Origin of the sequence: uncultured Microbacterium sp. (assembly GCF_963524805.1) — a bacterium.
GTDB lineage: Bacteria > Actinomycetota > Actinomycetes > Actinomycetales > Microbacteriaceae > Microbacterium.
In genome coordinates, this window is the sequence record NZ_CAURGG010000001.1 from 491,998 (window position 1) to 512,803 (window position 20,806).

Below are 20,806 nucleotides of genomic sequence, written 5' to 3' on the forward strand. Positions count from 1 at the left end.
CCGAGTCCTCCTAGGCTCGATGTCATGACAGATGCCACACGCACACCCACGCCGATCGACACGATCGCTGACGCGTGGGTCGACACGCTCGCCGAACAGCTGCCCACCCTCGCGACCTACATCGGTCGCTCGGAGTACAACGACCGATACGGCGACTACACGCCCGAGGGCCAGAACCGCCTGATCGCGGAGGGCCGGAGCACGCTCGCGGCGCTCGAGGCCGCCACCCCAGTCGACCCGATCGACGCCGTCACCAAAGAGGACCTCAGCCGGGAGATCCGCCTGGAGATCGACCTGCACGACGCCAAATGGCATCTGCGCGACCTGAACGTGATCGCCTCGCCGGTGCAGGACATCCGCTCGGTGCTCGACCTCATGCCGACCGAGACCGCCGAGGACTGGTCGGTGGTCTCGACGCGCCTGGGTGCCATTCCGGACGCCCTCGACGGCTACATCACGACGCTGCGCGAGGGGATCGCGCAAGGCATCGTCCCCGCACGTCGGCAGGTCGTCGAAGTCGTCACCCAGATCGCCCGGTACACCGCCGACCAGGGCTTCTTCGCCACCTTCGCCGCCGAGGCCGCGCCGGCCGACGGCCAGCTGCCGGCATCCCTCGCCCGTGAGCTGGCGGACAACGCCAATGCCGCGCGCGTCTCGTACGACGCTCTCTCGCAATTCCTCAGCGGCGAGCTCGCCCCGGTGGCGGGGGAGAAGGATGCCGTGGGCCGGGAGCTGTACGCGCTGCAGTCGCGCCGCTTCCTCGGAGCGACCATCGACCTCGACGAGACCTACGAGTGGGGCACCGAGGAGCTGGCCCGCATGGTGGCCGAGCAGGAGTCGATCGCGCAGCAGATCAAGTCCGGCGCCTCGGTCGAAGAGGCGATCGCCTTCCTCGAGGAAGACGACGCACACAAGCTGCACGGCACCGACGCGCTGCAGCGGTGGATGCAGCAGACCAGCGATCGGGCGATCGAGGAGCTCGGCAAGACCCACTTCGACATCCCCGACCCGATCCGCCGACTGCAGTGCATGATCGCACCCACCAAGGAGGGCGGGATCTACTACACGGGACCGACGGATGACTTCTCCCGCCCCGGGCGCATGTGGTGGTCGGTTCCCGAGGGCGTCGAGGACTTCGACACGTGGCGCGAGCTGACCACCGTGTACCACGAGGGCGTTCCCGGGCACCACCTGCAGATCGCCCAGGCGGTGTACAACCGCGCTGAGCTGAACTCCTGGCGTCGCCTGCTGGCCGGCACCTCGGGCCACGCCGAAGGCTGGGCTCTCTACGCGGAGCGCCTGATGGAGCAGCTGGGCTACCTCGAAGACCCCGCCGACCGGCTCGGCATGCTGGACGGTCAGCGCATGCGCGCGGCCCGCGTGGTGCTGGACATCGGCGTGCACCTGGAGAAGCCGCGCCCCGACGGCGAGGGCACCTGGGACGCCGACTACGCTCTGGCGTTCATGCGCCGCAACGTCAACATGTCGGACGAGTTCGTGCAGTTCGAGGTGAACCGCTACCTCGGCTGGCCGGGCCAGGCCCCCTCGTACAAGGTCGGACAGCGCATCTGGGAGCAGATCCGCGACGACGCCCAGGCCGCCGAGGGTGACGCGTTCGACATCAAGAAGTTCCACAAGCGTGCCCTCGACATGGGTGGCGTGGGCCTGGACACTCTGCGGTCAGCCCTCACCTGACGCGTCATCGACGGGGAGGCCGGCCGAAAGCGCTCGGCTGACCTCATCGTCGGGCGTCTGCCGGAAATCGCGGTAGAAGCGGCCGACCGCCCAGAAGTCGTGGATCGGATGCGGACAGACGTACCGATCGACGATCGCCGGGTCCGGTCGCCAGGTGGCCGGCGCGACCGGGACCGCCAGCACGATCCGGGCCGCGCCCCGGGCCCGCAGGGACCGGCACGCTGCGGTCGCCGTCGCGCCCGTCGCGATGCCGTCGTCGATGACGATCGCGGTGCGGTCGGCCGGCGCTGCCGGCACGGAGGCGAACAGCCGGGTGCGGCGCACCAGTTCCTCGCGTTCCCGATCCTCCACGGCAGCCCACTGTGCCGCCGTGACGCCGGTGTGCCGCATCGCAGCCTCGTCGACGACCTCCGCCTCCTCGGCGATCGCGCCGATCGCATACTCCTCGTGCGCGGGAGCGCCGAGCTTGCGCACGACGACCGCGGCGAGCGGAAGCCCGAGCACGCGCGCCACCTCGGCGGCCACGATCACGCCGCCGCGGGGGATGCCGAAGACGATCGCCGTCTGATCGTCCAGGGTGCTCAGCTCCACGGCGAGCTGACGCCCCGCGTCCGCACGATCCGCGAAGATGGCCACGCGGACACCCTACGCCGCAGCATCCGCCCGCTCGCGGGAATGCCCTCCTGTCGCGCACTGTTCTTATGCGCATGAATAGAAATGAGCGACTGCGATGACCGCGATCGACCCCGCCGACCTCGACCTCGGACTCGACACCTTCGGTGACATCACGCGCGACGCGGCCGGCGAGCGCGTCAGCGACGCCCAGACGATCCGCAACGTCGTCGAGCAGGCGGTGCTGGCCGACGAGGTCGGTCTCGCCTTCTTCGGCGTGGGGGAGCACCATCGCCCCGAATTCGCGGTCTCCAGTCCCGAGATCGTGCTCGCCGCGGCCGCGGCGCGCACGAAGGACATCCACCTCGGCACCGCGGTCACCGTGCTGTCCTCGGACGATCCGGTGCGCGTCTATGAGCGCTTCGCAACGCTCGATGCCGTCTCGAACGGCCGCGCCGAGGTCATCCTCGGGCGCGGATCGTTCATCGAGTCCTTCCCGCTGTTCGGCTACGACCTGCGCGATTACGAGACACTGTTCGAGGAGAAGCTCGATCTGTTCTCCCAGCTGCTGACCGAATCCCCGGTGACGTGGCAGGGGTCGCTGCGCGCGCCGCTCGAGGCGGCCGACGTGTTCCCGAAGACGGCCCACGGCCTGACGGCGTGGGTGGGGGTCGGAGGAACTCCCGAGTCGGTCGTGCGGGCCGCTCGCTACGGCTACGGGCTCATGCTCGCGATCATCGGAGGTCCGGCCGCGCGCTTCCGTCCGTTCGTGGATCTCTACCACCGGTCGCTGGACTCGTTCGGCCGCGATCGCCTTCCCGTCGGCATCCACTCTCCGGGCCACATCGCCGAAACCGATCAGCAGGCGTGGGAAGAGGCCTACGAAGGCTTCGAGTCGATGAACAACACGATCGGCCGGGAGCGCGGGTGGCCTGCGTACAGCCGCGGCCGCTTCCAGCACGACGTGGGTCCGGAGGGTGCCCTGTATGTCGGATCGCCCGAGACCGTGGCGCGCAAGATCGCCGACACGGTCGGTTCGCTGGGCAGCACGCGCTTCGACATGAAGTTCTCCACGGGCACCCTGTCGCACGACAAGCTGATGACCTCGATCGAGCTGTACGGCACGCGAGTCCAGCCCCTCGTGCGGGAGATGCTCGCCGAGCGCGGCTGACGCTGCCGCCGGCTCTCGTAGCATGGCCTCATGACGCACGCCCCCGCCGGCGCCGCGACGCTCTCCGAGCGCCTCGATCGACTGCCGTTCACCAGGCCGCACCTGCGCGTGCTGACCGGTTCGGGCCTGGGATGGGCCCTGGATGCGATGGACGTGGGGCTCATCTCGTTCGTCATCGCCGCGCTCGCGGTGCAGTGGAACCTCGAGCCGGGCCAGACGGCGTGGATCGCGTCGATCGGGTTCGTCGGCATGGCCGTCGGCGCGACGGTGGGCGGACTGCTCGCCGACCGGTTCGGCCGGCGCCAGGTCTTCGCCGTCACGCTGCTGATCTACGGAGTGGCAACGGGTGCAAGTGCACTGGTCGGCGGCCTCGCCGCCCTGCTGGTGCTGCGATTCCTCGTCGGGCTGGGCCTCGGCGCCGAACTGCCCGTGGCCTCCACATATGTCAGCGAGTTCGCTCCCGCCAGGATCCGCGGTCGGCTGATCGTCATCCTCGAGGCGTTCTGGGCGGTCGGATGGACGGCCGCCGCGCTCATCGGATTCCTGGCCATCCCCGGATCCGAGAACGGCTGGCGGTGGGCATTCGCACTGGGCGCGATCCCGGCGGCGTACGCCCTCATCGTGCGATGGGCACTTCCGGAGTCTCCTCGATGGCTCGCTCGGCGGGGGCGCTTCGTCGAGGCGGATGCCGTCGTGCGGAGCTTCGAGGAGGCCGCCGGAGTGCCCGTGCATGCGGGGTCCGAATCGGGCGCCCCTGCCGCCCCCGCGGCCGCGCAGTCGGCGCGTGAGCGCCTCGCGGCGCTGTGGTCGGCGGAATTCCGCGTGCGCACGGCGTGCCTGTGGCTGGTGTGGTTCTGTGTCAACTTCTCGTACTACGGCGCATTCATCTGGATCCCGTCGATCCTGGTCTCGCAGGGCTACGACCTGGTTCGCTCCTTCGGATTCACGCTGATCATCACGCTCGCCCAGCTGCCGGGCTACGCCGTGGCGGCGTGGCTGATCGAGGTGTGGGGTCGCCGTCTCACTCTGTCGGTGTTCCTCGCGGGCTCGGCGGTCGCGGCGATCCTCTTCGGCACGGCGGGCGCCGAAGCGACGGTCATCGGCACCGGAATGGCTCTGTCGTTCTTCAACCTCGGAGCGTGGGGTGCACTGTACGCGGTCACGCCGGAGATGTATCCGACCTCGCTCCGGGCGACCGGATCGGGGTGGGCTGCCGGCGTCGGTCGGATCGCATCGATCGTCGCACCGCTGATGGTTCCGCTGCTGCTGGCTGCCGGGGGAGCGCCGCTGCTGTTCGTGGTGTTCGCGGCATTCTTCGCGATCGCCGCCGGAGCTGCCTGGGGCCTGCTCGATCGGCGCGGGCGGGCACTCGATGACCGGTGAGTGCGCCGTAGGCTGAGGAGGTGACCACCGTACGATACGTCGCGATCGGCGACTCCTTCACCGAGGGTGTCGGCGACGATCTGCCCGACGGGCGCGTGCGCGGCTGGGCCGACCTGGTCGCACAGGGATGGGCGGATGCCACCGCCGAGCCGGTCGGATACGCCAATCTGGCCATCCGCGGCAAGCTCGCCTGGCCCATCGTCGATGAGCAGCTCGAGCCCGCACTCGCGCTCAACCCGACGCACCTGTCGTTCAACGGCGGCGGCAACGACATGATCCGGCCGCGCACCTCCATCGCGCAGGTCATCGCCGCGTTCGACCGGGTGATCGAGCGCTGCGACGAACAGGGCGTCCGCCTGATCCTCCTGTCCGGCGCCAACCCGTCCGCCCAGCTGCCGCTGAGCCGGATGATCCAGCGAAGAGGAGACATCCTCTCGTACGCCGTCGGAGAGCGGATCGCCGACCGCGCGGACATCACGACGGCGTTCAACTGGCCCGACCGCGAACTGTCCTCGACGTCGTACTGGTCGGAGGACCGCCTGCACATGAACTCCCGCGGTCACCACCGCGTGGCGGCACGCGTGCTGACGGCGCTCGGTATGGAGCCGCCGCCGGCGTGGTGGTCGCTGCCGCGGCTGCCGGATGCCGCCCGCATGGGTGGCGCGACGTACTACCGCGAGCACCTGGGTCCGTGGGTGCGGCGTCGCCTCACCGGCACCTCATCGGGTGACGGACGGGTGCCCAAGCATCCGGACTGGGCCCTCGTCGAGCCGTCAGGGCTCTGACGGGCGTCGCACCGAGTAGACGAGCTCGGCGAACTGGCCGGCCGCCGTCACCGATTCCAGCCTCAGACTGTCGGACTCCAGACGTCGGGGGAGAAGTGGCTTCCCCGACGCGAGCGTGACCGGTGCGACGGACAGCCGGATCTCGTCGAGGTGACCTGCGTCGGCGAACTGGCCGACCAGATCGCCGCCGCCCACGATCCACACATCGCGCTCACCGGCGGCCGCCGCGACCTCGGGCCAGAGCGACTCGACATCGCCGCTGCGGTACCGGACGTCCGCGCCGGGAAGCCGGGGAAGGCGTCGCGATGAGAGCACGAAGCTGACGATGTCCGGGTAGAACCACTTCTCCGGGCTCTCCACGAGACCCTCATGGTGGAGCAGCCATTCGTAGGTCGTCGATCCCATGACCAGGGCACCGATGCCGGAGAGGAATGTGGAGAAGGAGGATTCCGCCTCATCAGCGCCGGGCACCGCGAAGAGCCAGGATAGCGAGTTCTCATCGTCGGCCAGGTAGCCGTTGAGCGTGGTGGCGGTGTTGTAGACGACGCGTGGCATGCGCACACGCTAGCGAAAAGGGCCGACATGGCGTGCGAGATGTTGACGATTACTCAACTCATCGGTATTGTACTGATTGGTTGAATAAAGGGGACGACATGACGACCGTGGATGGCCTCAGTCGCACGTTCGCCGCCCTCGCCGACCCCACGCGCCGCGCGATCCTCGCTCGCCTGTCGGAGGGCGAGGCGACGGTGGGGGAGCTGGCCGCTCCCTTCGACATGACCTTCGCCGCCGTCTCCAAGCACCTTCGCGTGCTCCAGAACGCCGGGCTGGTCAGCCGGGGGAGCCACGCCCAGTTCCGGCCGGCGCGACTGGACGCGCAGCCCCTCGCAGCGGCATCCGGATGGATCGCCGACTACGCCCGCTTCTGGACGGACAGCCTCGGCTCGCTGGACCAGTATCTCAACGCCCTGCAGCAGCTGCAGGCGACCGACACGATGTCACCACCACAGGAGCAGGAGAACACCCATGACTGATTACTTCACCGTCACCCGCACGCTCGCCGCGCCGCGGGAACTCGTCTTCGAGGCCATCACGCGGCCCGAGCACTTCGCCGTCTGGTTCGGCACCGCCGCGGTGGAGGTCCCGCAGGAGACGCTGTCCATGGACGTGCGCCCGGGGGGAGCCTTCCGCGCCGTCATGCATCTTCCGGATGGCAACCTGATCAACTGGTCGGGTACCTACATCGAGGTGGATCCTCCGGCTCACGTGGCGATGACCCTCACCGACCAGCCGGGTGACGACACCGGTCTGCCGGTGCTGTTCGACCTGGAAGCGGTGGAGGGCGGCACACAGCTGACGATCCGGCAGGATCGCTCGGACTTCTCGGACGAACAGGTCGCCGCAACCATCGCCGGTTACAACGCCTTCATCGATGACATGGCGAAGGTCGTGGCCTCGATCGTGCGCTGAAACCATGCGCGGGCTCCGTGTCAAGCCCTTGCCGCTGCGCACGCTGCCGACGAGCCTGGAAAGGCTGAGGCCCGCCGCGTCCTCACGGAAAGGAAGTGCCATGAGCATCGGAGCCGGAGTAGTCCTCTTCGTCATCGGAGCGATCCTCGCGTTCGCCGTGAACGTGCAGCTGGATTGGATCAACCTCGACCTGATCGGGTACATCCTGATGGGCGCCGGAGTCGTCGTCTTCATCATCGGCCTGATCCTGTTGATGCGTCGTCGCTCCAGCGACACCGTCACGCGCACGGCGGTCGATCCGGCCGCCGGCGAGCGCGTCACCCGCCAGACCACGCGGTCCACCGACGACGTCGTCTGACTCGCACGATCCCAGACCCGGTCGGGGAGCGCTCCCGCCCCGACCGGGTTCTTTCATATCAGTGAGTTGACATAATGTGCATTATCGGCAAATGCCACGACGAGCGATGGCAGGCCGAGCCGTCACGCGGGCGCGGGTGCCGCCGCCGCGCGGAACGCCGCGACCGCTTCGGGAACCGTCGCGTAGATGTGCGCGTTGTCGAAGTGCTCGAGCGTCTCGAGCTTGACCAGCACCTTCATCAGCTGCGGATCCACCTCGGCCAGCGCGAACACGCGCTTCTGCTCGTGCAGCGCCTCGATGAGTCCGGTGAGGTTGAGGCTGGCCGAGTAGTCGATGTCGCCGATGGATGAGCAGTCCAGGATGAGCCAGCGCACGGGCGTGGGTGCCGCGGCGATCAGCTCCTGGATCCGGTCCACGAACAGGCTGGCGTTGGCGTAGAACAGCCGCGAGTCGAAGCGGAAGACCAGAAGGCCTGGCAGGCTCTCACTGCCCGGTTGCGCCGGCGTGTAGACCGGCTCTCCGCCCTTGTTCACGCCCACCAGGAAGTCGCTGGGCGTGTAGGCACGGCGGACCAGTTCGATCACCGACAGGGCGATCGCCAGGATGATGCCCTCTTCGACTCCCCAGGAGAACACCACGATCGCGGTGACGACCGCGATGACGAACTCGCTCATGCGCGCCGCGCTGATCCTGCGCAGTCCCTTCACATCGACCAGCCCCAGACCGATCATGAAGACGATCGCGGCCAGCACCGCGACCGGCATGTTCGTCAGGTACTTCGTCAGGAACAGCACGACCACGATCACCACGAGCGACATCGTGATGTTCGCCATCTGACTGCGACCGCGCTGCTCGTCGAGGATCTCGGTCTTGGTGGGGCTGCCGTTCACCACGAACGTTCCCGTCAGACCTGCTGCGAAGTTGGCGCCGGCCAGACCCAGGATGTCCTTGTTGATGTCGACTCGCTCGCTGTGCTTCATCGCGAAGCTGCGCGACGTCGCCGCGCTCTGCGCGATGATCAGGAAGAAGCACGAGAGCGCGACGCCCATGACGGCGGGGATGTCGGTGAGGTCGATGCCCGGCGGAAGCCCGAAGGGCGGCATCCCTCCCTGCACCGGTCCGATGACTGCCACACCGTGACCTGACGCGTCCAGGACATTGGACAGGACGATCGAAAGGACGACGGCGATCACCGCTCCCGGGATCTTGCGGCTGATGAGCCTGCAGCCGACGATGATCACCAGGGTCCCGGCGGCGAACGCGACGGTCCACCAGCTCGCATCGGTCAGATGGGTCAGCGTGCTCCACTGCTGCTCGAACCAATTGCCTTTCCCCTTGGGGATGCCGAGCATGTCGGGAAGCTGGCCGGTCAGGACGGAGATCCCCACGCCGGTGAGGAACCCGATCAGCACGGAGGCGCTGAGGAAATCGCCGAGGAAGCCGAGCTTCAGCAGCCTCGCCAGGACGAGCATCGCGCCGCAGACCAGTGCCACCAGGCTGGTCCACGCCACCCACTCGGACGAGTTCGGCGAGAGCCCCGAGATCCCGATGCCGGCGAGGCCCGCAGCGAGGATCGCCGCGGTCGCCGAGTCCGCACCGACGACGAGCAGTCGGGACGACCCGAGGAGGGCGAACAGGAGCGTCGGGAAGATGATCGTGTACAGACCCGTGATGACCGGGGTCTGCGCGATCGAGGTGTACCCCATCACCTCGGGCACCGCGACCGCCGCCAGCGTCACCCCGGCCAGCACGTCCACGGACAGCCAGCCGATCTTGTAGTGGCGAATCCACTCCGGTACCAGTCGCGTCAGGACCGACATCCGCACCTCTCCCCCGCACCCCGACGCCGTTTCCCATCGCGGGACACGGCCACTCCGCCGCGGCGCGCCGGATGCTCGCAGGCTAGTGCCGGGCGGGCGGAGGGGTCGTCATACGGACCGGATGATTGAGGTCTTAGGCTCGAAAGCATGCTGGAGACTCTGACGGGATTCGTCGTCGTGGGTCTCGCGATCGCGATCGGCTATGTCATCGGGCGCATCGATCTGCTGGGCGAACACGCACGTCCGGTGCTTGCGCGGCTCACCTTCTTCGTCCTGTCGCCCTTCCTCCTGTTCGTGGTGCTGGCCGAAGCCGACGTGCGCACGCTCTTCTCGGCGCTGCTCCCGGTGTCGGCGATCGCCGCGCTCGTCGTCATCACCGTCTTCGTCCTGATCTCCCGCTTCGTGTGGCGAAGGCCCGTCGGCGACGTGATGATCGGCGCCCTGTCGGCCGGCCAGGTGAACTCCAACAACATCGGCATCCCCCTGTCGTTGTACCTGCTGGGCAGCGCCGCGTACCCGGCGCCGGTGATCCTCATGCAGCTGCTGCTCTTCACGCCGATATCGATCGCCGTCCTCGAGGCGGCGACCTCCGGGCGCCGGTCGTTCGGCCGCGCGGTCGGCCGCGCTCTGACCAATCCCATCGTCATCGGCTCGGTGCTCGGCACCGCCGTGTCGGTGAGTGGACTCGAGCTGCCGCCGATCCTCTTCCAGCCGGCGCTGCTCATCGCGAACGCGTGCGTTCCGGTGCTGCTCATCAGCTACGGCATCTCGCTCTACGGGCAGCGCGTGCTCGGATCCTCCGGCAGGCGCCGTGACATCTTCCTGGCGACGGGACTCAAGCTGATCGTCATGCCTCTGATCGCCTGGGCTGTCGCCACCTACGTCTTCGGTCTGAGCGATCACGAGGTGCTGATCGTCGTCGTGCTCGCAGCGCTTCCCACCGCTCAGAACGTGTTCAACTACTCGCAGCGCTACGGCGTCGGTGAGACGATCTCCCGCGACACGGTCTTCCTCACGACGATCGGCTGCATCCCGGTGCTTCTGCTGGCCACGCTGCTGCTGGGCTGACGCCGCTCCCCCGGACGACGCTCCGTCATCCCGCGACACACGGCGCGATCGTCCGGCACGGTTTCACGGCTGGGTCTAGGCTATGACCGCACCTCTCAGGTAACTCCCAGAAAGGGAAGACTCACATGTCTACCGAATCCGCAGCGGAACAATCAGCCGTCAACGGCATCCGCACCGCCCTCGGCATCGGCGGCGTCCTGTCCGTCATCGCCGGTATCCTCATCCTCGCGTGGCCGGGCCAGTCGGCCGCGGTCATCACGGCCATCATCGCGATCTACGCGATCGCCGCCGGCCTCGTCTACGCGGGCCTCGGCATCTTCTCCAAGACCAAGGGCGGCTGGTCGCGCATCGGCCACATCGCCCTCGGAATCCTGTTCATCATCGTGGGAATCCTGGCGTTCGTGAACCTGGGTGCGGCCACGCTGTGGCTCGCGGCCTTCATCGGCATCCTCGTCGGCATCCTGTGGATCATCGAGGGCGTGGTCTCGCTCTCGACGCTGGGTGAGGCGGCCTCGCGCGGGTGGACGATCTTCTTCGCGATCATCAGCATCATCGCCGGCCTCTTCCTGCTTTTCAACGCGGTCGTCGGTGCGGCCATCCTCTGGTGGATCCTCGGGATCTCGCTCATCGTCCTGGGAATCATCCAGATCGTCCGCGCCTTCACGTTCGGCAAGAGAGACCTCTAGGCCCGACGAACGAACAAGCGCCCCGGATCGATCCGGGGCGCTTTTCGCTGTGCCGGCGTCGGCGACTACGAAACGGGAAGGTGGCGTCGCCACCATTCGAGGACGGCATCGAACCGCTCGACACGGTGGCGCGGCTGACCCGAGCGCGTGAGCTCGTGGTTCTCCCCCGGAAACACGAGCAGCTCCGCCGGCGTTCCCTGACGCTTCAGCGCCGAGTAGTAGCGCGTCGCCTGCTCGAGCGGGCAGCGGTAGTCCAGTTCCGAGTGGATGACCAGTGTCGGCGTGGTGACCTGACCGACGACGGCCATCGGACTCTGCCGGGCGATCGCGTCGGCCTCGAGGCCGACATACTCGTCGCCGAAGAACGAGCCGATGTCGCTCGTCCCCTGGAAGCTAACGGGATCGAGGAAGCCGCGCTCGACGATCGCCGCGGCGAACCGGTGGTCATGAGCGATCGTCCACGCCGTCAGGTACCCGCCATACGATCCGCCCATGATGCCGACCTGCGCGCCATCCAGGCTCGCATCGGCGGCGATGGCGCCGTCGAGCAGGTCGAGGACGTCCGCGAGATCGACGGTGCCCATCGCGCCCCGGATGCTGCGCCCATGGGCCCGCCCATACCCCGCCGAGCCGCGGGGATTGCCGTAGACGACGGCATAGCCCGCAGCCACGAGGACCTGCGTCTCGTCGAACAGGTGTATGCCGTAGCTGGCATACGGCCCTCCGTGGATCTGCAGGATCACCGGGAACGGGCCCGGCCCCGCAGGCTTCGCGACCCAGCCGTGGACCGGATATCCGTCTCGGCCGTCGATCGTCAGTTCGCGGGGAAGCACAGCATCCACATCGGCGGCGAAAGTCGTCAGGGTGCCCGAGTGACCGTTCTCGATGAGGACGAGGTCTCCGGAGGACGTCGGGGTGGCGATCGAGGCGACGATGCGCTCCCCCGCGGCGGCATGACCGCCCACCTCCACATCGCCGCCCAGCACCTCGTCGATCTCCCCTCGGCGGCTGACGCGGATCAGCCGCACGCGCCCGCGCGTGCGGTCCTGCACGAGGAACGCGTCACCGACCGCGGTGAGGTGGCTTCCGACTTCGCCCAGGTCGATCGTCTCGGCATCCGTCAGACGACGCGGACCGGTGTCTTCGAGGACCCACAGCGCCGCCGCCGGAGCGACGAAGTCGATGCCGGACGGCCCGGCGTCGGCCGCGAGCAGGGCGATGACGCCGTCGTGGGCCACCGCGACCTCGGACACCGACAGGTTCGCCTCTGCGGTCAGCACGTCCCGCTCGCCGGAGCCGTCCGTGCGCACCGCGATCACCCGCGAGCGGAGGTCGCGGCGATCGGGCTCGATCTCATCGACGACGGTCAGAACCTCGTCGCCCAGGAACGCGACGCCGGATCGCGACGACGCACCCGAGGTGAGCTGACGGGCCTCTTCCGGGACGACCTTCTTCTCCGGCGCGACCCCGCCCTCCGGGACGACGGCCGGCGCGGGATCGTAGAGCGGCTCCGCATCCACCGCGGGCGCCGCGACCAGGAACAGCTGGGCGGGACGATCGGCCAGGTAGCCGAGTCCGTTGGCATGCCAGCGGATGCCGGTGATGCGGCGGGGCGCTTCGGCGGCGGCATCCAGTCCCTCCACGCTGCCGTAGCGGCCCGTCTCGGGAATGCGCGCGGTGAAGGCGAGCGAACCGCCGTCCGGCGACCAGTCGAAGTCCTGGATGCCGAGCGGCGCGTCCGTGACCTGCACGGGCTCCCCGCCACCGGAGGCGACCACATGAAGCTGCGCCTTTCCCTCCACGTCGCGCAGGAACGCGATGCGCGTGCCGTCCGGAGACAGCCGGGGGCCCGAGTCGGCGGTCCCCCGGGTGAGGCGCCGGGGCCGTCCGTCGGGCAGATCCACGCGCCACACCTGGCCCACCGCGCGGTTCGCCGCGAGATCGGGACGAGAGGTCGCGAATACGGCGAACGACCCGTCGGGCGCGATGTCGGGACGACCGACGGAGACGAGCTTGTCGATATCGGTGGCGCGCACGCTCACTCCCCCGCGAAGGAGCTCGTGTCGCCGATCAGCCGGGTGTTGTCCACGGGAACCGGATCGACCGCGGCACGGGCGACCTCCGCCGCGAACTCGGCCACGTTGTAGAGCTTGCCGGCCGACTCGCGACGCGACGCGATCGCGCCGGGGTTGGCGCGCTCGAGCAGCGTCGCGGTGATCGTGCCCTCGATCATGTCCCCCGACACGACGACGAAGCCGACGCCGCGCTCCTCCAGCGCCGGAATCCGCTCGCGCAGCGCATCCTCCCCGGCACGCTTGGACAGGGCCACGGGAACGTACTCCGGCATCGTCGGGGTCGTGCGGATGAAGTGGGCCTGGTGGCTGGTGACGAACACGACGCGTGAGCCGTCGTGCAGCAGCGGAAGGGCGTTCTCGAGCACGCTGATCTGCGCGTCGCGGTTGAGGGTGAGCGCGTACTCCTCTCCCATGCCCGATTCCATTCCGCCCGATGCATTGAGCACCAGCACGTCGAGCGAGCCGAACGTGCGCTCGACCTCGGAGAACATCGCGCGCACGGATTCGACGTCGGTCAGGTCGGCCCCGACGACGAGCACCTCGACCCCCAGCCCTCGCAGCTCGGCGGCGAGCTTTTCGGCGCGGGGCGCCTTGTTGCGGAAGTTGATCACCACGTTCGCTCCCGCCTGCGCCAGATAGCGGACGGTGTCGGCGCCGATGCCGCGCGAGGACCCCGTCACGAGTGCGGTCCTGCCGCTGAGCGATCCGGGGGAAAGGGGCGTTTCAGAAGACTCGGTCACCTCTCGACCCTACCAATCGGCACCCTCCGGCGACCGGTCCCGATCCGGGCGAAAAGGCCCGTGTTAGGTTGGAATCAAAGGGGAGGCACACCGTGGAGCTCATCCAGACCATCGAACAATTCGCGTGGATCGGATGGCTGGTCCTGATCCTCGCTTTCCTCGTGATCGAGATGCTGACGCTCGATTTCACGTTCCTCATGCTGAGCATCGGCGGCATCGCCGGGCTGGGCGCCGATCTGCTCGGCGCGCCCATCTGGCTCCAGGTCATCGTCGCCGCGGTCGTCGCCGCGGTGCTCATCCTCGTCCTGCGACCGCCCCTGCTCAAGCGACTGCGGCGCGGCGAGGACCCGACCCCCACCAACGTCGCCGCCCTCGTCGGGCTGAGCGGACAGGTCCTGTCGACGGTGGGACCGCACGGTGGCCAGGTCAAGCTCTCCAACGGCGACACCTGGACCGCCCGCCCCGATCAGCGGGGGCAGCTGGAGCCGGGAACCGTCATCCGCGTGAGCCGCATCGACGGCGCCACCGCATTCGTCCGCCCCGAGGAAGAGGAGTCCACCCCGTGAACCCCGAGAGCTTCATCCCGACCGCGATCGGCTGGCTTCTGGCCGCGGCGGTCTTCGTGTTCGTGCTGGTCGTCATCGTCCGCTCGATCCGGATCATCCCCCAGGCCACCGCCGGCGTCGTCGAGCGGCTGGGGCGGTACCACAAGACCCTCATGCCGGGCCTGAACATCCTCGTGCCGTTCATCGACCGCGTTCGGCCGCTGATCGACATGCGGGAGCAGGTCGTCTCGTTCCCGCCGCAGCCGGTGATCACCGAGGACAACCTCGTCGTCTCGATCGACACGGTGATCTACTTCCAGGTCACCGACCCCCGCGCCGCGACGTACGAGATCCGCAACTACCTGGGGGCCGTCGAGCAGCTGACCACCACGACGCTGCGCAACGTGGTCGGCGGCCTCAACCTGGAGGAGGCGCTCACCAGCCGCGACGAGATCAACGGCCAGCTTCGGATCGTGCTGGACGAGGCGACCGGCAAGTGGGGAATCCGCGTCGGCCGCGTCGAGCTGAAGGCGATCGACCCGCCGGTGAGCATCCAGGACTCGATGGAGAAGCAGATGCGCGCAGAACGAGACCGTCGCGCCCTCATCCTCACCGCCGAGGGAACGAAGCAGTCCGCGATCCTCACGGCCGAAGGAGCCCGGCAGGCGGAGATCCTGCGCGCCGAGGGCGACAAGGCCGCCGCGGTCCTTCGCGCGCAGGGCGAGGCGGAGGCGATCCAGACCGTCTTCAGCGCGATCCACCTGGGCAACCCGGACGACAAGCTCCTCGCGTACCAGTATCTGCAGACGCTGCCCAAGATCGCCGACAGCGCCTCGAGCAAGCTGTGGATCATCCCCAGCGAGTTCACGGAGGCGCTCAAGGGCATGAGCACCGCCTTCGCGAGCACGGTCGTGGACATGTCCGATCGAGCGCAGGAGCCTCAGCCCGCCGCCGTGCGTCCGGCCGCCGACCCCGCCGAGCCGCCGCTGTCGTGAGCCACCCCTGGTTCGAGGGCGCGACGCGCCCTCGGGTCCTCGCTCATCGCGGGCTCGTCGCGGCGGCGGATCTCGAGCACGGCGTCGTCGAGAATTCCTTCGCGGCGGTCTCCGCGGCCCACGCGGCGGGCGCCGCATACGTCGAGTCCGACTGTCACCTCACCGCCGACCGCGCTGTCGTGCTCTTCCATGATGAGGATCTGTCGCGGGTGACCGGAGACCCGCGGCGCGTCGCTGAGGTGTCCCTGCGCGAGCTCGACACGCTCATGGCAGGCCGCGGCGGACTCATCACACTCCCTCAGGCCCTCGACGCCTTCCCATCGATCCGGTTCAACCTCGACGTGAAGGCGAGGGATGCTGCACCCGAGGTGGGCCGCATCGTCGCACCGCACGCGCACCGGGTGCTGCTGACGAGCTTCTCGGATGCCCGCCGACGCGCGGCGCTCGCGGCCGCCGCGGACGCGGGAGCCGGCACCCGGCCGGCGACATCGGCGGGGTCGGCGACGATCGGCCGCGTCCTGGCGGCACTCTCCGCGCGTTCCTCCCGGCTTCTGGCGCGGGCTCTGGCCGGGGTCGACGCGCTGCAGGTGCCCGAGCGCCACGGGCGCGTGCGCATCGTCACCCCGCGGCTGATCGCCGCGGCGCACCGCCACGACGTGGAGGTGCACGTCTGGACCGTCAACGATCCCGCGGACATGCGCCGGTTTCTCGCCATGGACATCGACGGCATCGTCACGGATCGCGCAGATCTCGCCCTGAGCATCCTCTGTGAATGACGTCTGCGCAAGCCCCGTTCGGATGATCCGCTCAGGTGGTGACGTTATACCTGTACAGCGACGAGAGGACCACACAATGGCAGACCGCAGCCTGCGCGGCATTCGACTCGGCGCCCAGAGCCTACAGAGCGAAGAGGGCGTCGTGTTCCATGAACGCGCACAACACATCTACAAGTGCACCGTGTGCGGGCGTGACACCACCGTCACCTTCGCGGCGGACGCGGAGATCCCCGAGGCCTGGGAGTGCCGCACCTGCGGCGCCGAATCCCTGCTGCGCATCGGCGAGGGCACCGCGACCGTCGACCACAGCGATGACAAGGTCGCTCGCACCCACTGGGACATGCTGCTCGAGCGCCGCACGATCCCGGAGCTGGAAGAGCTGCTCGAAGAGCGCCTCGCGTTCGTGCGTGCACGCCGCGGCGCCGGCGAAGACGTGACGGCGAACAAGCTCAGCGCCTGAGACTCAGCCTCTGGAGCCGGTCCCTTCGGGGACCGGCTTCTTCGCGTGCGCCGACGCCCGACGGTCTCGGCGAACGGCGCGCAGCACGAAGACTCCGGCGGCCCCGAGCGCGAGGATGCTTCCCCAGCCGATCAGGATCTTCACGGCCTCCCCCGCCACGACGGCAGGCGTCAGTCCGGTGCGCAGCGGCACGTCGGCGAGCATGTGCCCGGCCTCATCGGCGGGCAGCCCGAGGATCGTCGTACCGTCGGAGGAGATGATCTGGCTCGTGCCGACCGTGGAGAGGTTGACGACGGACCTTCCCGTCTCGATCGCCCGCATCCGAGCGAACGCGAGCTGCTGCAGGTTCTCATCGGTTCCGCGGAAGTCCGCGTTGTTCGTCTGGAACATGTAGATCTGAGCACCCTCTCGGGCGCCGTCCCAGATGACATCGTCGTAGATGACGTCGAAGCAGATCCCGAGGCCGACCCCCACACCCCCGAGATCGAAGAACGGCGGGGTCGCGCCGGGCGTGTACTCCCGCTGGATCAAGCCGATCAGGTCGGGAGCGAACGGCTCGAAGAATGCGCGGTCCGGAACATACTCGCCGAAGGGGACGGGATGCCGCTTGTCGTAGGTCTGGACGGCGCCCTCCCCCGCCTCCCACAGCAGGGACGAGTTGAAGTACTCGTCGCCACGCTGGGTGACGGCCGCGACGATGAGCGGTGCCTCCAGGCGTGCCGAGAGTGCATCGAGGATGTCGGCCGTCGAGCCTTCGACCGTCGGGTCGGAGTCCACACCGCCCTCGGGCCAGAGGAGCACGTCCATGTCCTCGTCCAGGAGCGGGGCCGTGGCCTCGAGCTGGGCCCGGAGGACGGCATCCGGAGTCCTCTCGTCGAAGTAGCCCGCCGGCCCGTTGCCCTGAACAGCGCCGACGCGCAGGCTGCCGGCCGCCGTCGTCGGGAACTGCGGGACGAGCAGGAGCAGAAGGGCGACGACGACCATCGGCAGAGCCGTCAGCAGCCGACGGAAGCGGGCCAGTCGCACGTATTCGATCGCCGCAGCGCAGAGCAGGACCACCAGGAACGTCACTCCTGAGACGCCGACCCAGGAGGCGAGATCGGCGACCGGGCCGTTGACCTGGCTGATGCCGATGCGACCCCAGGGGAATCCGCCGTACGGCCAGGAGCCCACCACCTGCTCCCGCAGCGTCCACAGGCCGGCGACGAGCAGCGGCAGGAGGAGCAGACGCGCGGTGACTCCGGGCAGAACGCGGGGAAGCCAGCGGTAGGCCAGCGTGATCGGAACCGCTCCGGCTGCGGTGAGGACAGCTTCCAGCATGGAGAGCGCGATCCACGGCACCGGGCCGAGGTAGCGCGCGGTGAAGAGGAGGTTCACGAAGAAGAACGCCGCCCCGAAGGCGAAGCCGACCAGCACGGACGACCAGAGCCGGCGGCCGATCAGCCCGATCAGCGCCAGGACCACGGCCGGGAAGGCCATCGGCCACCAGCTCAGTGCGGGAAAGGCGAGCGTGAGGAGCAGGCCGCTCACCACCGAGGCGCCCACAGCGATCCACAGCGGCACCAGCGGTCGCGGCGCGGCGGCGAGGGTCACCTGACAACCCTAACCGCGGGGTGCAGAGGCGGATGCCGCTCAGACGGAGCTGTAGGCGACGATCCCGCGACGCACGGCGTCCATCGCCCTGCGAGCGGTCGCCGCGAGATCAGCGTCGGCCACGAGCGAGAGCTGATCGAGCAGATCGATGGACTGCTTCGCCCACCGCACGAAATCGCCGGCCGCCATGTCGGCTTCGATCAGGACGCGCTCCAGCGGCATGCCGCGAGCCCAGGAGTGCATCGCCTGCGCGAGACCGGTGGCCACCGGCTCCGTTCCCGGAAGGCGGTGCTCCTGCTCGAGGTCGTCCAGGCGCTGCCAGAGGCTCTCGGTCGCCGACAGCGCCGCACGGAAGGGTCCGCGCGGCAGCCCACGCTCACCGGGACCGGCTTCGTCGCGCCGGGGCTCGTACACCAGGCAGCACGCCAGAGTCGCCAGCGCCGGCGCATCCAGCTCTTCCCAGATGCCCGTGCGCAGCGATTCGCTCACGAGCAGGTCGCGCTCGCCGTAGATGCGCCTCATGGTCCGCCCGGCGGGGGTGAGAGCGGTCTGACCGTCGTCGTCGATCGCGACGTAGTCGAGGTCGCGGAGCACGTCGACCACGCGGTCGAAGATGCGCGCGACGGTGCCGGTGCGGTTGTCGATTTCCTTGCGGACCTTGTCGACGGTGCGCTTGAGCTTCCAGTACCGCTCGGCCCACCGGGCGTGGTCCTCGCGGTCGGGGCACTGGTGGCAGGGGTGGCGCAGCATCCGGGTGCGAAGGCCGGCGATCTGCTTCTGGCGGGCATCGCGGGTCGACCGCGACGCACCCGCGTCCTTCCGGTTCAGGCGCTCGAGGTCGCTGAGCTCCCGACGGATTCCGGAGTACTCGGTGAAGTCTCCGCGGTCGCACGTCATCGCCGTGGCGTAGCCGGCGAGGGACTGCTCCTGCTCGCGCACCTGGCGGGCCAGACCCACGACCGCGCGGTCGGCCTGGAACTGCGCGAACGAGGACTCCAGGATCTCGCGGGCCCTGGGCCGACCGAACTGGTCGATCAGGTTCACTGCCATGTTGTACGTCGGTCGGAAGCTCGAATTCAACGGATAGGTGCGGCGCGAGGCGAGGGCGGCGACCTGCTGGGGGTCGACGCCTTCGGTCCACTGGATGACCGCGTGGCCCTCCACGTCGATGCCGCGGCGGCCGGCCCGGCCGGTCAGCTGGGTGTACTCCCCCGAGGTGATGGCCACGCGAGCCTCGCCGTTGAACTTCTCGAGCTTCTCCAGCACCACCGTCCGCGCCGGCATGTTGATGCCCAGCGCCAGTGTCTCGGTGGCGAAGACGATCTTGACGAGTTTGCGCTTGAAGAGGTCTTCCACGACCTCCTTGAAGGCGGGCAGCAATCCGGCATGGTGCGAAGCGACCCCGCGCTCGAGGTTGTCCAGCCACTCGTAGTAGCCGAGGACGGCGAGGTCCTCATCCAGCAGCGCCCGGGTGCGCTCTTCCACCAGCGTGCGGATCTCCGCGCGTTCCTCCGGCGTGGTCAGCTTGACCCCCGATCGGCGCACCTGCTGCACTGCGGCATCGCAGCCGACGCGGCTGAAGATGAAGAAGATCGCCGGCAGCAGGTTGGATCGCTGCAGGAGCTTCACGACCTCCGGCCTGTCCAGGCGCTCGATGCGCTGCGCATTCGCCGAACGCACCGGGCGCTGGGCGCCCTTCGGCGGTCGTCGTCCCGAGCCCCGGTAACCCGCGCCCTCGTAGCGGCCTCCGCTCTTGGCGGCGTCGCTGCGCATCGACTGTGCACGCCTGTTGTTCTCGAAGTTCGCACCCTTGAACGAGCGGATGCGCATGAGCTCCTGGTTGACCTGCGCGGTCGCGATGCCGGCTCGGTCATCGAACAGCGGCAGCAGGTCGCCGCGCACCAGAACGTGCTGTTCGAGCGGCACAGGGCGGATCTCCGAGACGATCACCTCGGTGTCCCCGCGCACGGTGTCCAGCCAGTCGCCGAACTCCTCGGCGTTGGAGACCGTCGCACTGAGCGAGATCAGCCGCACCGCCGGCGGCAGGTGGATGATGATCTCCTCCCACACCGCCCCGCGGAAGCGGTCGGCGAGGTAGTGCACCTCGTCCATGACGACGTACCGCAGTCCGCGCAGCGCCGCCGAGTCCGCATACAGCATGTTGCGCAGCACCTCGGTGGTCATCACGACGATGCGCGCGTTCCCGTTGATGTTCGTGTCGCCGGTCAGCAGCCCGACCTCGTCCACGCCGTACACGTCCTGCAGCTCGCGGAACTTCTGGTTCGACAGCGCTTTGATCGGCGTGGTGTAGAACGCCTTGTCGCCGTGCCCGCCGGCCGCGGGCTCGCGCATCGCGAGGTGGATCGCGAACTCTCCGACGATCGTCTTTCCCGCTCCCGTGGGCGCTGCCACCAGGACGCTCCGACCCTCTTCGAGAGCATGACAGCCGGCGATCTGGAACGGATCCAGCTCGAACCGCTGGGATGCCGCGAATGCAGTGGTCAGGGGATGTGAGCGGTCCTGCGAAGCTCGTGCGTACCGCTCAGCCGGGCTCGGTCCCGTCACGGGCGGGAT

The 20,806-nt window shown here is 68.7% G+C and carries 20 protein-coding genes; 13 read left to right on the forward strand and 7 right to left on the reverse strand.

Annotated features, from left to right (window positions below):
• Window positions 1–24 precede the first annotated feature (24 nt).
• Window positions 25–1,695, forward strand: a complete 1,671-nt coding sequence (locus tag RWQ91_RS02390) for a DUF885 domain-containing protein (RefSeq protein WP_314502421.1) — start codon at window positions 25–27, stop codon at window positions 1,693–1,695.
• On the opposite strand, the gene RWQ91_RS02395 is transcribed toward RWQ91_RS02390, so the two are convergent.
• The gene (locus RWQ91_RS02395; RefSeq protein WP_314502422.1) at window positions 1,681–2,331 is read right to left on the reverse strand and encodes a phosphoribosyltransferase family protein; all 651 of its coding nucleotides are present in this window, start codon (window positions 2,329–2,331) and stop codon (window positions 1,681–1,683) included. The two genes, RWQ91_RS02390 and RWQ91_RS02395, sit on opposite strands and share 15 nt — an antisense overlap.
• 94 nt (window positions 2,332–2,425) lie before the next feature.
• Here RWQ91_RS02395 and RWQ91_RS02400 point away from each other — a divergent pair, with 94 nt between their 5' ends.
• The 3 genes from RWQ91_RS02400 to RWQ91_RS02410 are packed head-to-tail and all read left to right on the forward strand — an operon-like array spanning window position 2,426 to window position 5,646.
• Window positions 2,426–3,478, forward strand: a complete 1,053-nt coding sequence (locus RWQ91_RS02400; RefSeq protein WP_314502423.1) for an LLM class flavin-dependent oxidoreductase — start codon at window positions 2,426–2,428, stop codon at window positions 3,476–3,478.
• A gap of 30 nt (window positions 3,479–3,508) precedes the next feature.
• Complete coding sequence (locus RWQ91_RS02405; RefSeq protein WP_314502424.1) at window positions 3,509–4,861, forward strand: MFS transporter; 1,353 nt, start codon at window positions 3,509–3,511, stop codon at window positions 4,859–4,861.
• Between the two features lie 20 nt (window positions 4,862–4,881).
• Window positions 4,882–5,646, forward strand: coding sequence for an SGNH/GDSL hydrolase family protein (locus tag RWQ91_RS02410; protein ID WP_314502425.1), 765 nt, complete (start codon window positions 4,882–4,884; stop codon window positions 5,644–5,646).
• Here RWQ91_RS02410 and RWQ91_RS02415 read toward each other — a convergent pair.
• Window positions 5,635–6,201, reverse strand: a complete 567-nt coding sequence (locus RWQ91_RS02415; RefSeq protein ID WP_314502426.1) for a dihydrofolate reductase family protein — start codon at window positions 6,199–6,201, stop codon at window positions 5,635–5,637. The two genes, RWQ91_RS02410 and RWQ91_RS02415, sit on opposite strands and share 12 nt — an antisense overlap.
• A 98-nt stretch (window positions 6,202–6,299) precedes the next feature.
• Between RWQ91_RS02415 and RWQ91_RS02420 the strand changes: the two genes are divergently transcribed.
• From RWQ91_RS02420 to RWQ91_RS02430, 3 genes are all read left to right on the forward strand, one after another.
• Window positions 6,300–6,680, forward strand: a complete 381-nt coding sequence (locus tag RWQ91_RS02420; RefSeq protein WP_314502427.1) for a metalloregulator ArsR/SmtB family transcription factor — start codon at window positions 6,300–6,302, stop codon at window positions 6,678–6,680.
• Window positions 6,673–7,116 carry an SRPBCC domain-containing protein gene (locus tag RWQ91_RS02425; protein WP_314502428.1) on the forward strand — a complete coding sequence of 148 codons (444 nt, stop codon included), beginning with the start codon at window positions 6,673–6,675 and terminating at the stop codon, window positions 7,114–7,116. The genes RWQ91_RS02420 and RWQ91_RS02425 overlap by 8 nt, the downstream gene beginning before the upstream one ends.
• A gap of 100 nt (window positions 7,117–7,216) precedes the next feature.
• The gene (locus tag RWQ91_RS02430; protein ID WP_314502429.1) at window positions 7,217–7,474 is read left to right on the forward strand and encodes a DUF6458 family protein; all 258 of its coding nucleotides are present in this window, start codon (window positions 7,217–7,219) and stop codon (window positions 7,472–7,474) included.
• A 122-nt stretch (window positions 7,475–7,596) separates the two neighbouring features.
• Here the strand turns inward: RWQ91_RS02430 and RWQ91_RS02435 are convergent, their stop codons facing one another.
• The gene (locus RWQ91_RS02435) at window positions 7,597–9,294 is read right to left on the reverse strand and encodes a SulP family inorganic anion transporter (RefSeq protein ID WP_314502430.1); all 1,698 of its coding nucleotides are present in this window, start codon (window positions 9,292–9,294) and stop codon (window positions 7,597–7,599) included.
• 147 nt (window positions 9,295–9,441) lie between these two features.
• On the opposite strand from RWQ91_RS02435, the gene RWQ91_RS02440 reads away from it, so the two are divergent.
• Window positions 9,442–10,362, forward strand: a complete 921-nt coding sequence (locus RWQ91_RS02440; RefSeq protein ID WP_314502431.1) for an AEC family transporter — start codon at window positions 9,442–9,444, stop codon at window positions 10,360–10,362.
• A 125-nt stretch (window positions 10,363–10,487) separates the two neighbouring features.
• The gene (locus tag RWQ91_RS02445) at window positions 10,488–11,048 is read left to right on the forward strand and encodes a DUF308 domain-containing protein (protein ID WP_314502432.1); all 561 of its coding nucleotides are present in this window, start codon (window positions 10,488–10,490) and stop codon (window positions 11,046–11,048) included.
• Between the two features lie 65 nt (window positions 11,049–11,113).
• Here RWQ91_RS02445 and RWQ91_RS02450 read toward each other — a convergent pair whose 3' ends face one another.
• A complete protein-coding gene (locus RWQ91_RS02450) occupies window positions 11,114–13,084 on the reverse strand; it encodes a S9 family peptidase (protein ID WP_314502433.1) in 1,971 nt (656 codons plus the stop codon).
• A gap of 2 nt (window positions 13,085–13,086) precedes the next feature.
• Window positions 13,087–13,863 (reverse strand): SDR family oxidoreductase, encoded by a 777-nt coding sequence (locus tag RWQ91_RS02455; RefSeq protein WP_314502434.1) that lies wholly within the window; start codon window positions 13,861–13,863, stop codon window positions 13,087–13,089.
• A 92-nt stretch (window positions 13,864–13,955) separates the two neighbouring features.
• Between RWQ91_RS02455 and RWQ91_RS02460 the strand changes: the two genes are divergently transcribed.
• The 4 genes from RWQ91_RS02460 (at window position 13,956) to RWQ91_RS02475 (ending at window position 16,639) form a co-directional block, all read left to right on the forward strand.
• Window positions 13,956–14,429: an NfeD family protein gene (locus tag RWQ91_RS02460; protein ID WP_314502435.1), complete on the forward strand. Its 474-nt coding sequence runs from the start codon at window positions 13,956–13,958 to the stop codon at window positions 14,427–14,429.
• Between the two features lie 26 nt (window positions 14,430–14,455).
• Entirely contained in the window at window positions 14,456–15,403 is a 948-nt protein-coding gene (locus RWQ91_RS02465) for an SPFH domain-containing protein (protein WP_399545849.1), read from the forward strand.
• Window positions 15,400–16,179, forward strand: a complete 780-nt coding sequence (locus tag RWQ91_RS02470; protein ID WP_314502437.1) for a glycerophosphodiester phosphodiesterase family protein — start codon at window positions 15,400–15,402, stop codon at window positions 16,177–16,179. Before RWQ91_RS02465 ends, RWQ91_RS02470 begins: the two co-directional genes overlap by 4 nt.
• 76 nt (window positions 16,180–16,255) lie before the next feature.
• On the forward strand, window positions 16,256–16,639 hold the full coding sequence (locus tag RWQ91_RS02475) for an RNA polymerase-binding protein RbpA (RefSeq protein WP_314502438.1): 384 nt from the start codon (window positions 16,256–16,258) through the stop codon (window positions 16,637–16,639).
• Window positions 16,640–16,642: 3 nt separating this feature from the next.
• On the opposite strand, the gene lnt is transcribed toward RWQ91_RS02475, so the two are convergent.
• Window positions 16,643–18,232 carry an apolipoprotein N-acyltransferase gene (lnt, locus tag RWQ91_RS02480; protein WP_314502439.1) on the reverse strand — a complete coding sequence of 530 codons (1,590 nt, stop codon included), beginning with the start codon at window positions 18,230–18,232 and terminating at the stop codon, window positions 16,643–16,645.
• A 39-nt stretch (window positions 18,233–18,271) separates the two neighbouring features.
• On the reverse strand, window positions 18,272–20,797 hold the full coding sequence (locus RWQ91_RS02485) for a DEAD/DEAH box helicase (protein WP_314502440.1): 2,526 nt from the start codon (window positions 20,795–20,797) through the stop codon (window positions 18,272–18,274).
• Between the last annotated feature and the right edge of the window lie 9 nt (window positions 20,798–20,806).